Genomic DNA, 12,116 nt, shown 5'->3' on the forward strand with positions numbered 1-12,116 from the left:
CCGTCCGCCCGACCGAGGAGCGCCCCCTCTTGTTCTACTACCTGCTCAAATACGTGCTGTTGGGGCCGTTGCTGAGACTGGTCTTCCGGCCTCGAATAGAGGGCCTGGAGCACATCCCGGAGTCGGGTGCGGCCATCGTCGCCGGCAACCACCTGTCGTTCTCCGACCATTTCCTGATGCCCGCGGTGCTCACGCGGCGGATCACCTTCCTGGCGAAGGCCGAGTACTTCACCGGCCCCGGTATCAAGGGCCGGCTGACCGCCTTCTTCTTCCGCAGCGCCGGGCAGATCCCGGTCGACCGCTCCGGCAAGGAGGCGGGCCAGGCCGCCATTCGCGAGGGCCTGGGCGTGCTGCGCAAGGACGAACTGCTCGGCATCTACCCGGAGGGCACCCGCTCCCACGACGGCCGCCTCTACAAGGGCAAGGTCGGCGTCGCCGTGATGGCGCTCAGGGCGCAGGTTCCGGTCATCCCCTGCGCGATGATCGGCACCTTCGAGGCACAGCCGCCCGGCAAGGTCATCCCCAACATCCATCCCGTGGTGATCCGCTTCGGCAAGCCGCTGGACTTCTCCCGCTACGCCGGGATGGAGAACGAGAAGGCGATCCTGCGGGCCATCACCGACGAGATCATGTACGCCATCCTGAAGCTGTCCGACCAGGAGTACGTCGACCAGTACGCGGCCGTGGTGAAAGCGGAGGAGGCCGCCGCGGCGAAGGAGCGCAAGTTCCCGCGGCTGCCGCTGAGTTGAGGTCTGCTGTCGGCAGAACGCCCTGGAGGGACCGGCGGTGAGCGCCGTACCGTCGCCGCATGACACGACGTGCTGTGGTGATCGGGGCGACGGGACAGATCGGGCGGGCGGCCGTGACGGCGCTCGCCGGGGACGGCTGGGAGGTGACGGCCCTCTCCCGGGGCGGCGGACGGGACGAGAGCTGGCCCGCGCAGGTGCGCACCGCGCGGGCCGACCGGGAGGACGACGCCGCCCTGGCCGCCGCGGTGGGCGACGGCTGCGAGGTCGTGGTGGACCTGGTCGCCTACGGGCCCGCGCACGCACGGCAGTTGGTGGCTCTGGCCGACCGCGTGGGCTCAGCCGTGGTGGTCTCCAGCATCTCGGTGTACGAGGACGACAAGGGCCGCAATTTCGACACTCAGGGCGAGCCGGACGGCTTCCCGGAGTACCCGGTGCCCCTGACCGAGGAGCAGCGGACCGTCACTCCGGGCGAGACCTCGTACAGCACCCGCAAGGCGGGGCTTGAGCGTGACCTCCTCGCGGCCGGGGAGCGGTTGCCCGCCACGCTGCTGCGGGCCGGTGCGATCCACGGACCGCACTGCCGGACGCCGCGCGAGCTCTACTTCGTCAAGCGCAACCTGGACGGCCGGACCCGGCGGATTCTCCCCTTCGGCGGGCAGAGCCGTTTCCATTCCGCGAGCGTCCACAACATCACCGAGCTGATCCGGCTCGCGGCCGCGCAACCGGGCACCCGGGCCCTGAACGCCGTGGATCCGCAGGCCCCGACGGTGGCGGAGATCGCCGGCGCGATCGACGCCGTGATGGGCGTGGAGACGGAGACGGTCCTGCTGGACGGGCCGCCGCCGTCGCCGACCGTGGGCGACACCCCGTGGTCGGTGCCCGTGCCGGTCGTCTGCGACATGTCCGCCGCCGAACGGGAGTTGGGCTACCGGGCGGTGGTGCGCTACGCGGACCGGCTGCCGGAGACGGTCGCCTGGATCGAGGGCCACCTGGCCGGACGGGACTGGCGGGAGGCGTACCCGAGGATGTTCCAGACCTACGGCGACCTCTTCGACTACGCGGCGGAGGACGCGTATCTGGAGTCGCTCGGGGCATGAGAAGAGGCGGCCGGTGGCTCCGGCCGCCTCATACCGTCGTACGTGCTACGGCTTCGGCGTGGCGTGCGGGGCGCAGGTCACGTCGGCCTTGTCCAGCTTGCCGGTGAGCAGGTAGGCGTCCACCCGGGGGTTGATGCACGGGTTGACCAGACCGGTCACACCGTGGGAGCCCGCGTCCTTCTCGGTGATGAGGCGGGAGCCCTTGAAGCGCTTGTGCAGTTCGACGCCGCCGTCGTACGGGGTGGCCGCGTCACGCTCGGACTGCACGATCAGCACGCCGGGCAGACCCTTGCCGGTCCTGACGGTCACCGGGGTCTGCTGCTTGACCGGCCAGGTGGCGCAGGGCAGGTTCAGCCAGGCGTTGGCCCAGGTCATGAACGGGTACTTCGTGTGGAGCGCGGTGTTGTCGCGGTCCCACTTCTTCCAGCTGGTGGGCCACTTGGCGTCGGTGCACTCGACGGCCGTGTAGACGGCGTTGCCGTTCTCCGAGGAGATGTTGCCCGCGGTGTCCGTGAGGTCCGGGGCTGCCGCGTCGACCAGCGCCTGGGTGTCACCGGCGAAGTACTTGCCGAACACCGTCGCGACCGGCACCCACGAGGAGTCGTAGTACGGGGCGCTCTGGAAGAAGCCGATCAGCTCGGCCGGGCCGACGACCCCGCCGATGGGGTTCTTCTTGGCGGTGGCCCGCAGTTCGAGCCACTTGGCCTCGACCGCGGCCCGGGTGGTGCCGAGGTGGAAGGCGGCGTCGTTGGCGGCGACCCAGTCCTCCCAGTCCTTCCAGCGGCCCTCGAAGGCGATGTCCTGGTCGAGGTTGGCCTCGTACCAGATCTTCTCCTTGGACGGGTTGACCACGCTGTCGACGACCATGCGGCGCACGTGGCCGGGGTACATCGTGCCGTAGACGGCGCCGATGTAGGTGCCGTAGGAGACGCCCAGGTAGTTGAGCTTCTTCTCGCCGAGCGCGGCACGGATGACGTCCAGGTCGCGGACGGTGTTGGGCGTGGTCATCTGCTGGAGCATCGCCTTGCCGGTGCGCTCGGCGCAGCCCTCGGCGTACTCACTGGCCAGCTTGCGCTGGGCGCGCTTGTCGGCCTCGCTGTCCGGCACCGGGTCCATCTTGGGCGCCTTCACGAACTCCTGCGGGTCCATGCAGGAGATGGGCGCGGAGTGGCCGACACCGCGCGGGTCGAAGCCCACGAAGTCGTAGGCCTTGGCCGCGTTCGCCCAGATCGCGTTCTTGTTGACGACGCGGAGCGGGAACCGCATGCCCGAGCCGCCCGGTCCGCCCGGGTTGTAGACGAGGGCGCCCTGGCGCTCCGCCGTGGTGCCGGTGTTGCCGATGTGGTCGACGGCGAGCTTGATCTGCTTGCCGTTCGGCTTCGCGTAGTCCAGCGGCACACTGACCCAGCCGCACTGGACCGGCTTCGCGATCCCCCAGTCGGCGGGGCAGTCCGCCCAGTCGATGCCGGCCTTCGCGGCGCGGGCCGCGGCGAGCGCGGCACCGACCGCCTCACGTTCCTGTCCGTGCCGGGCCGTCCTGTCGGACGTGTTGGCGCCGGACGCGGGTGCCGCGACGGCACCCGATATGAGTGTGGCCGTGATGAGCACGCCGGCCGAACCGAGTGCCGTGGTGCGCCACTTCGGTCTCGTCTCCCTCAAGAGGGATCCCTCCCCGTACGTCGATTCGATTCGTACGGGGATCCTCGTGGTTGTGAAGTCGCTGTGAACAGGGTTTGTTGGGCTTCTTTGCCAATCCGATAAACGGAAGAACCTGTTCGCTCGGCGGACTACGGGACGAGTGCCGCCAGCGCCGCGTCCAGCAGCCGGCGCAGCAGCAGGGCGTCCGGGGCCACGGCGGTGACGAGCGCGGCGGGTCCGGCGAGGGGCATGACGGCGGCGCCCTCGCCGAGCACCCGTGCCGGCACCGGCTCGTCGGCGAACTCCGGCCGTACGACGAGGAGCTGGCCGACCGCCCGGTGACCCGCGAGCACGGCCGGGCCGTCCCAGCCGCCCGGCGCCCCGGGTCCGCAGGCCAGCTCCTGGTCGAGCACGGTCCGTCCCGCGACCCGCAGCACGAGCCGGCTGGTGAGCCGCCCGGGCTCCTCCCCCACCCGCCCGAGGACCTGCTCCTCCCGCAGCACGAGCCGGGCCGTCGCGCCGAGGTCGATCCGCGTGCCGACATACAGGTCGCTGCCGCCCGCGCAGATCAACTGCTCGGGCAGCCAGTGCAGTTCGCCCCCGTCGGCGACGGTGAGCCGTACGTCGTAGCGGGCCTCGCCCTTGGTCTGCCCCGGCAGGGCGATGGTGGCGGCGGCCGATCCGACGCGCAGCCGGGCGCCCTCCCGGACGTCGGCGGCCACGGTGAAGTGGTCGCCGCCTAGAGGTCCGCTCATCGCGCCGACGAGCATGACCCGCGGCTCCGCGCCGCTCCCCCGGGTCCGTCGCAGCGCCAGCGGCCCGTCGCTCTCCAGCACGGGCAGGGCCGTGCCGCCGCGCCCGTCGTCGCGCGCGACCATCCGGGCGGTGGCCCGCACCCCGGCCACGGCCGCGGTCACGCCGTCCATGCGGCGAGCCGCTCCCGCACCCAGTCGGCCACCGCCGCGACCCCTGCCTCGCCGCGCAGGGACTGGAAGACGACGGGCAGTTCGGCGCGCTGGACCTTGGCGTCGGCGGCCATCCGCGCGAGGTCGGAGCCGACGTACGGGGCCAGGTCGGTCTTGTTGACGATGAGCAGGTCGGCGGTGGTGACGCCGGGGCCGCCCTTCCTCGGGATGTCGTCGCCGCCGGCCACGTCGATGACGAAGATCTGGGCGTCGACCAGGCCCTTGGAGAAGGTGGCGGTGAGGTTGTCGCCGCCGCTCTCCACCAGGATGAGGTCCAGGGGGCCGACCTCGTCCTCCAGGTCCTCGACGGCTTCCAGGTTGGCGGAGATGTCGTCCCGGATCGCGGTGTGCGGGCAGGCGCCGGTCTCCACCGCGGTGATCCGCTCGGGCGGCAGCACGGCTTCCCTGAGCAGGAACTCGGCGTCCTCGCGGGTGTAGATGTCGTTGGTGACGACGGCGAGGGACAGCTCGTCGCGCAGGGCCCGGCAGAGGGCGGCGACGGTGGCGGTCTTGCCGGATCCGACGGGGCCGCCGAGGCCGATGCGCAGGGCTCGGTGAGAGCCGTCCGGTCGGTGGGCGTCGGCGCTTACTGCGGCGGGGCCGTCGTGGTGGTGGTCCAGGTGCATGTACGGCTCCTCTGGTTTCGTGATCGGGTGCGGGTGGGTGGGGGCTGGTCGCGCCCCGCGGCGAAGCCGCATATCGATGCAGCCCCGCGCCCCCAACCGGGTTACCTGAGCGCCCCTATGACGCGAACAGGCGTACTGGCCATGCCGCATGTGCCTCCGCGGCGATTTCCAGCAAGGGCGCCGAGGCGGCGGGCAGCGAGTCGGGCCCCTCGTCGACAGCCCGCCGCGCCGCCTCCACCGCCTGGTCCGCGACGCGGTCCAACTCCGGTGCCAGCCGCGCCAGTGCACCCGTCGCGTCGAAGGGGTCCAGGCTCAGCAACCGCACCGTCGCCGACGCCGGGCCGCTGACGCTCTCGTACGCCGCGCAGTAGGCCGCGTCCAGGGGCTCCAGGCCCGCCGCCCGGGCCGCCAGGCCCAGCACGACCGGCTGGTGGGCTCCCTTGGGGAACTCCGTTGCCACTGCATCGAGTTCAGCGGACGGCCAGGTCGCCCGGGCCGCCCGCATCAGCTGTCGGCCCAGCTTGCGTGCGGCCGCCCGAAGCGCGGGGGAGGGTGTGCGGGCGTCCGCTGCCTCGTTCAACTGCCGTGGGTCGACACCGAGTACGGCCGCCGCGGCGAGCGCCGCCGAGACCAGCCCGGTCGTGTGCAACCGTCCCCGGCAGAAGGACTCCAGACCCTCTGCCCCGGTGATCCGCCCCGCCTTGACGGCCGCCTCGGCCCCGCCGGAGTGCGCGTGCCCTCCGGCGGGGAACCGGCCGTCGGCCAGGACCAGAAGTGCGGCCCTGGACATCAGAAGAGGAAGTAACGCTGGGCCATGGGCAGTTCGGCCGCCGGTGTGGCCTCCACCAGCTCCCCGTCGATGTGCACGGCGAAGCTGTCGGGGTCCACGCGTACGTCGGGCCGCGCGTCGTTCTCCCGCATGTCGGCCTTGGTGACCGCGCGCGTCGACTCGGTGGCCACGAACCGCTTCCCGAGCTGGAGCCGCTCCGGCAGTCCGTCCTCGATGGCAAGGGGCGCCACGAAGTTGAAGGAGTTCGAGGCGGGGGCCCGCCCGATCGCCCCGTACATCGGCCGGGGAAGGATCGGCTGCGGGGTCGGGATGGACGCGTTCGCGTCGCCCATCTGCGCGTAGGCGATCTGGCCGCCCTTGATCACGAGGTGCGGCTTGACCCCGAAGAACGCGGGCTCCCACAGCACCAGGTCGGCCAGTTTGCCCGTCTCCACCGACCCCACCTCGTGCGCGAGCCCTTGGGCGACGGCGGGGTTGATCGTGTACTTGGCGACATAGCGCCGCACCCGGTGGTTGTCCGCCTGCCCGTCGCCCGGCAGCGCGCCCCGGCGCCGCTTCATGACGTGCGCGGTCTGCCAGGTCCGCATGATGACCTCGCCGACGCGTCCCATGGCCTGGGCGTCGGAGGAGATGATCGAGATGGCGCCCAGGTCGTGCAGGATGTCCTCGGCGCCGATGGTCGTGGGCCGTATGCGGGACTCGGCGAAGGCCAGGTCCTCCGGCACCGCCGCGTTGAGGTGGTGGCACACCATCAGCATGTCGAGGTGTTCCTCGGCGGTGTTGACGGTGAAGGGCCGGGTCGGGTTGGTCGAGCTCGGCAGCACGTGCGGCTGGGAGACCACGGTCATGATGTCCGGCGCGTGCCCGCCGCCCGCACCCTCGGTGTGGTAAGCGTGAATGCCCCGGCCGGCGATCGCGGCGAGCGTGTCGCCGACGAAACCGGCCTCGTTGAGGGTGTCCGTGTGGATGGCGACCTGGATGCCGGTCCGCTCGGCGACGGTCAGCGAGGCGTCGATGACGGCCGGGGTCGAGCCCCAGTCCTCGTGCAGCTTGAGGCCGAGCGCGCCCCCGCGGATCTGCGACAGCATCGCCTCGTGGGAGACGGTGTTGCCCTTGCCGAGGAAGCCGATGTTGAGCGGGTACTGCTCCATCGCCTCCAGCATCCGGGCGAGATGCCAGGGGCCGGGGGTGACGGTGGTGGCCTTCGACCCCTCGGCGGGGCCGGTGCCGCCGCCCACGAGGGTGGTCACGCCGGACGCCAGCGCCTCGTCGGCGATCTGCGGGCAGATGAAGTGGACGTGCGCGTCGATGGCGCCGGCGGTGAGGATCCGGCCGTTGCCCGCGATGATCTCGGTCTCGGGGCCGATCACCAGGTCCGGGTGCACCCCGTCCATGGTGTCGGGGTTGCCCGCCTTGCCGATCCCGGTGATCCGGCCGTCGCGGATGCCGACGTCGGCCTTGACGACACCCCAGTGGTCGACGACGACCGCGCCCGTGACGACGGTGTCGGGCGTGCCTTCCGCGCGCGTAGCGCGCGACTGGCCCATCGACTCGCGGATGACCTTGCCGCCGCCGAACACGGCCTCGTCACCGGCGAGCCCGGGGCCGCCGGAACGATCCTCCTCGATCTCGATCAGCAGATCGGTGTCGGCGAGCCGGATGCGGTCGCCGGTGGTGGGGCCGAACAGGTCGGCGTAGGCGGCACGAGAGATCTCAGGCATCGAGGGCACCTCCGGTCTCCCCGCGCAGCCCCGGCACCACGCGGGCGCCGGCGAGCGGGACGAGTTCCACGTCGACGGGGATCCCGGGCTCGAAGCGCACGGCGGTGCCGGCGGCGACGTTCAGCCGCTTGCCGCGGGCCGCCGCCCGGTCGAACTCCAGGCCGGGGTTGGTCTCGGCGAAGTGGTAGTGGGAGCCGACCTGGACGGGCCGGTCGGCGGCGTTGAGGACGGTCAGCCGGGTGACCTCACGGCCCTCGTTGTAGGCAATCGGCCCGTCGGCGAAGAGGATCTCTCCGGGAATCATCAAGGCCCCTCAGACGATCGGGTCGTGGACGGTGACGAGCTTGGTGCCGTCCGGGAAGGTCGCCTCGACCTGGACGTCGTGGATCATCTCGGGGATGCCCTCCATGACGTCGTCACGGGTCAGCAGCTTCCGCCCGGAGGACATGAGTTCGGCGACGGTACGGCCGTCACGCGCGCCTTCGAGGATGTGGGACGTGATGAGGGCGACCGCCTCGGGGTGGTTGAGCCTGAGCCCGCGGGCCCGGCGCTTCTCGGCCACGTCGGCCGCCACGTGGATGAGCAGCCTCTCTTGCTCGTGCGGGGTCAGTTGCACGTCCCACCTCACAGTCCTCGCTCCGGACCGTGCGGGGCCCGGTTGCCTCAGCCCCGGGGCAAAGTCCCTGGTGGCGTGGATCCGCAGGCTAGTTGGATCCGGTTTCAGGGGTGTTAACCGAGCCGTGATCCATTAACGCGTGCCGACTTCGTCCCGCACGCTCATCAGCGCCCGCAGACCGTCACCGAGGACCTCGGCGGGCGTCGGCCCGAACAGCGCCTGCTGGGCGAGGAAGCCCATCGAGGCCGCCATCATCGTGCGGGCCACGTGCTCCGGGGATACGTCCGACCGCATCGTCCCGGCGTCCTGGTACGCCCCGACGATCCGCGACCATGTCTCGCGCACGGCGCCGTAGCCCTCGCGCAGGAGGGCCGCGAGCTCCTCGTTGCGGAGCGTCTCGGTCCACACCTGGACGACCAGCCGCGGGAACGCCGGACGCCCGTCGACGGTCACGGACTCATTGGTGGCGAGGACGCGGCTGAGCATCGACGTCACCAGGAGGTCCGGAGGCGGGGGCGGGCTGCTGCGGGCCGCCTCCTCGAAACTCTCGTGGACCTGGCCGAGCACCTCCCCGACGATCGCGGCGATGAGCTCCTCCTTGCCGCTGAAGTAGCGGTACACGGCCCCGGCCGAGAGGTCGACCTCCTTCAGGACGTCCTGCATGGACGTGGCGTGGAAGCCGTTGCGGGCGAAGCAGACCGCCGCGCCGTCGAGGATCTGCCGACGTCTGGCGTCGAGGTGTGCCTGGGATACGCGAGCCATGGCGCCCAACGTAAAACGAACATTCCTTCTTGACAAGGGGCGCGGACGGCGAGACGGTGTTCGCGAGACCAAAACGAACGATCCTTCTTTTTAGCGGGGCTCGACCGGGCCCCGGAGAGGACCACCATGTCCACCCGTCGCATGATCGCGGTCGTCGTCCTGGTGCCGCTGCTCGCCGCGCTGGCCCTGTGGGCCTTCGCCTGGCCCGCCGCCCGCACCGCCCCGCGCGACCTGCCGCTCGGCGTGGCCGGGCCGCCCGCCGCGACCGCACAGGTGGAGCAGGGGCTCCGGCAGCACAAGGGCGCCTTCGAGCTCCACCGCTACACCGACGAGGGGGCCGCGCGGGCGGCGATCGAGGACCGGACCGTATACGGCGCGGTCGTCGTCACCCCGCAGGGCCCGGAACTGCTCACCGCGTCGGCGGCGAGCCCGGTCGTGGCCCAGCTCCTCCAGCAGGCCGTGACCCGGCAGGTCGCGGCGAGCGGCGCCGAGGTGAGGACCGTGGACGTCGTCCCGGCCCCTGCGTCAGACCCCAGGGGCGCGGCCCTGAGCTCGTCCGTGCTGCCGCTGGCACTGAGCGGCATCATCGCGGCCGCGCTCGTGACCCTGCTCGGACTGCGCGGCGCGCGTGCCGTGACCGCGCTGATCGTCGCCGCCGCACTGGTGGGCCTCATCGCGGCCGCGCTGGCCCACAGCTGGCTCGGCACCCTCACCGGCAACTGGTGGGCGGAGGCGGGGACGCTCGCTCTGGCGATGCTGGCGGTGAGCGCGGCCGCCGCGGGACTCGCCGCCCTGGTCGGGCCCGCGGGCGTCGGCGCCGTCGCGTTCCTGGTGATGTTCCTCGGCAACCCGTTCGCCGGCGCCGCCTCGGCGCCACAGCTGCTGCCCGAGCCGGTGGGCACCATCGGCCAGTGGCTGCCGCCGGGCGCGAGCGCGACCCTGCTGCGCTCGGTGTCCTTCTTCGACGGCGCGGCAGCGACGGGCCCCGCCCTGACCCTGACGTGGTGGGCCGCGCTGGGTCTGGGTGCCGTAGTGCTGGGGAACGCCCTGAAGTCCCGGACGAAGCACGCCACACCGGCCGCCGACGAGCGCGCACTCACGCCGGTCGGCTGACCGGGCACGGCGACCCGGCCCACCGGGGGCTGGGAGCCGTAGCCTTGCGTACGCGCGAACGCGATCCTGCCCGCCGACCCTGGGGGCCGCAGTACCGGGGAGCCTAATGGCGCACGCACCCCCCTCAGCTGACCGAACCCACTCTCCGCGCCCCGCCCCCCAGTGGCCGTCCGAGCCAGTGAGCACCGTCGGCCACTGACTGCCGCTGGGCACGAGTGCGACCCGGCCCGGGGGCTGGGAGCCGTTAGCCCTGCGTACGCGCGAACGCGATCCTGCCCGCCGACCCTGGGGCCCGTAGTACCGGGGAGCCTAATGGCGACCGCGCCCCCCTCAGCTGACCGAACCCACTCTCCGCGCCCCGCCCCCCAGTGGCCGTCCGAGCCAGTGAGCACCGTCGGCCGTTGACTGCCGCTGGGCACGAGCGCGACCCGGCCCGGGGGCAGGGAGCCGTAGCCCTGCGTACGCACTGAAGTCGGGGCGAGGGACGCCACACCCGCCGCCAGGCTTGCACGCCCCCCCGTACCACTCCCCCACACCACGACCCCGCAGTCGCCGCCCGAGCCCGTGAACACCATCGACCCGTGGTCGACACGGGGTGCGCGAGCGCGATCCTGCCCGCCGGGCTGGGCGGCGTAGTAGTAGTGCGATAGCGACCGACCCCCATCAGCTGACCGAACCCGCTGTCCGAGCCGGTGGCCCATCGACCCGTGGACGGCGCCGGGCACGAGCGCGGCGGCTCTGTCCGCGTGGGGCCGGGGGCCGTAGACCCGGGGGACCGCACAATCGCGACCGTCCCTCTCCCGCGCCCCCGGCTAAGAAGCCCCGCTCCCCCGATGATGCGCCGCGATCCCGAACCGCTGCTGTTCGCGAGGAGCGGAAGCGACCTCTCGGACGGTGGAGACCGCGCTGATCACCGGTTCCTCGACGGGGTCGTGGGACTCCTCCAGCCGTTCGAGGTCGGCGGCCGAGACCAGGGCGACCAGCGGCTTTCCGTGCCGTGTGACGACGACGCGCTCGCCGCCGTACACCACCCGGTTGATCAGGTCGGCGAGCTCAGCCCTGGCTTGCGTCACCGGAATCTCGTAGGCCATACCCCTAGCTTACGGGGCGTCCATCTGGTTCACCGTGGTCTGTGACGACATCAAAGTTCCAGGTCAGGGGCTCTTCCGTGCTCCCATGCGCTCTCGTCTGTGAGAAATGTGTGAGACGGGGTGAGACGAAGAGCTGTCCGGTCGCACTGAATCCTGGCAGGTCACCGGTACGGCGGCCCCCGTTATGTTTTCCGCGGTCCTGCAAGAGGGCCGCTGGCCTCCGGGCCCGGCATGACTGTGTCCCCCTGTCGAAGGCATGACCTGGGGGGTGGTGTCACCGGGCCCGGGAGGTGCCGTCGGAGACGCTGATGAGTGCCTCTGTGTGTCAAGCGGCCGCAGTGAGAGCCTTGTGGCGGTCGCGTTTCAGGGTGCGATAGACCACGTTCGAGAGACGCCGTTTGAGGGCCCTGCGTGCCTCCGCCGGTGTCTTGCCCTCGGCGATCTTGCGCAGGTAGTACTCCTGTCCGCGGCCGCCGTCGCGAATCTGGCAGACAGCGACAATATGCAGCACCGAGTTGAGGGCTCGGTTTCCTCCGGTGTTGAGTCGGTGGCGGGTGTTCTTCCCGCTGGAGGCGTCCAGTGGGGCCGTACCGGTATAGCTGGCGAAATGGTGCTCGGTAGGGAAGCGTGCGACGTCGCCCACGTGCCCGAGCAGCTTGGCAGCGATCACAGTGCCCAGTCCGGGCAGTGCGGTCAGTGCGGTGCGGGCGGCCGCCAGAGCGTCACGCATCTGGGCCTCGTTGTCACGGACCTGACGGTCGACGCGTCGAAGATCCGCGAGAAGATCCCGGGCGAGATCGCGACGGCAGGAGTCGGTGGCCGTGGCGGGACGGACGCCCTTCATGAGGACTGCGGCTTTCTCGGCAGACAGGCGGGTGGGAGCCCCGCCCGGCAGCAGGTCCCGCAGGACGGCGTGGAGCCGGTTGATGATCCGAGTGCGCTCGTTGA

At 71.6% G+C, this 12,116-nt stretch carries 13 protein-coding genes; 3 read left to right on the forward strand and 10 right to left on the reverse strand.

The annotated features are described in order from the left end of the window. Window positions 1–29 precede the first annotated feature (29 nt). Both H293_RS0139830 and H293_RS0139835 read left to right on the forward strand, forming a co-directional pair. A complete protein-coding gene (locus H293_RS0139830; RefSeq protein ID WP_020123365.1) occupies window positions 30–749 on the forward strand; it encodes a lysophospholipid acyltransferase family protein in 720 nt (239 codons plus the stop codon). Between the two features lie 74 nt (window positions 750–823). Further along, on the forward strand, window positions 824–1,846 hold the full coding sequence (locus H293_RS0139835; RefSeq protein WP_020123366.1) for an NAD-dependent epimerase/dehydratase family protein: 1,023 nt from the start codon (window positions 824–826) through the stop codon (window positions 1,844–1,846). Between the two features lie 45 nt (window positions 1,847–1,891). Here the strand turns inward: H293_RS0139835 and H293_RS0139840 are convergent, their stop codons facing one another. From H293_RS0139840 to H293_RS0139875, 8 genes are all read right to left on the reverse strand, one after another. Beyond that, entirely contained in the window at window positions 1,892–3,505 is a 1,614-nt protein-coding gene (locus H293_RS0139840; RefSeq protein WP_020123367.1) for an alpha/beta hydrolase, read from the reverse strand. Window positions 3,506–3,633: 128 nt separating this feature from the next. After that, window positions 3,634–4,410: an urease accessory protein UreD gene (locus H293_RS0139845; RefSeq protein ID WP_020123368.1), complete on the reverse strand. Its 777-nt coding sequence runs from the start codon at window positions 4,408–4,410 to the stop codon at window positions 3,634–3,636. Continuing rightward, a complete protein-coding gene (gene ureG / locus H293_RS0139850; protein ID WP_020123369.1) occupies window positions 4,398–5,075 on the reverse strand; it encodes an urease accessory protein UreG in 678 nt (225 codons plus the stop codon). Before ureG ends, H293_RS0139845 begins: the two co-directional genes overlap by 13 nt. Before the next feature lie 115 nt (window positions 5,076–5,190). After that, window positions 5,191–5,865: an urease accessory protein UreF gene (locus H293_RS0139855; protein WP_020123370.1), complete on the reverse strand. Its 675-nt coding sequence runs from the start codon at window positions 5,863–5,865 to the stop codon at window positions 5,191–5,193. Then, a complete protein-coding gene (locus H293_RS0139860) occupies window positions 5,865–7,586 on the reverse strand; it encodes an urease subunit alpha (RefSeq protein WP_020123371.1) in 1,722 nt (573 codons plus the stop codon). Before H293_RS0139860 ends, H293_RS0139855 begins: the two co-directional genes overlap by 1 nt. Then, a complete protein-coding gene (locus H293_RS0139865) occupies window positions 7,579–7,890 on the reverse strand; it encodes an urease subunit beta (RefSeq protein ID WP_020123372.1) in 312 nt (103 codons plus the stop codon). Before H293_RS0139865 ends, H293_RS0139860 begins: the two co-directional genes overlap by 8 nt. 9 nt (window positions 7,891–7,899) lie before the next feature. Then, a complete protein-coding gene (locus H293_RS0139870; RefSeq protein ID WP_028808600.1) occupies window positions 7,900–8,202 on the reverse strand; it encodes an urease subunit gamma in 303 nt (100 codons plus the stop codon). Between the two features lie 132 nt (window positions 8,203–8,334). Beyond that, window positions 8,335–8,964: a TetR/AcrR family transcriptional regulator gene (locus H293_RS0139875; RefSeq protein WP_020123374.1), complete on the reverse strand. Its 630-nt coding sequence runs from the start codon at window positions 8,962–8,964 to the stop codon at window positions 8,335–8,337. Between the two features lie 126 nt (window positions 8,965–9,090). Between H293_RS0139875 and H293_RS0139880 the strand changes: the two genes are divergently transcribed. After that, the gene (locus H293_RS0139880) at window positions 9,091–10,077 is read left to right on the forward strand and encodes a membrane protein (protein ID WP_028808601.1); all 987 of its coding nucleotides are present in this window, start codon (window positions 9,091–9,093) and stop codon (window positions 10,075–10,077) included. 812 nt (window positions 10,078–10,889) lie between these two features. On the opposite strand, the gene H293_RS0139885 is transcribed toward H293_RS0139880, so the two are convergent. Both H293_RS0139885 and H293_RS0139890 read right to left on the reverse strand, forming a co-directional pair. After that, window positions 10,890–11,168 carry a type II toxin-antitoxin system Phd/YefM family antitoxin gene (locus H293_RS0139885; protein WP_020123376.1) on the reverse strand — a complete coding sequence of 93 codons (279 nt, stop codon included), beginning with the start codon at window positions 11,166–11,168 and terminating at the stop codon, window positions 10,890–10,892. Window positions 11,169–11,493: 325 nt separating this feature from the next. After that, the coding region (locus H293_RS0139890) for a transposase (RefSeq protein ID WP_020123377.1) at window positions 11,494–12,116 on the reverse strand (623 nt) is incomplete at its 5' end.

The sequence above is a fragment of the Streptomyces canus 299MFChir4.1 genome (genome assembly GCF_000383615.1).
GTDB classification, from domain to species: domain Bacteria; phylum Actinomycetota; class Actinomycetes; order Streptomycetales; family Streptomycetaceae; genus Streptomyces; species Streptomyces canus_C.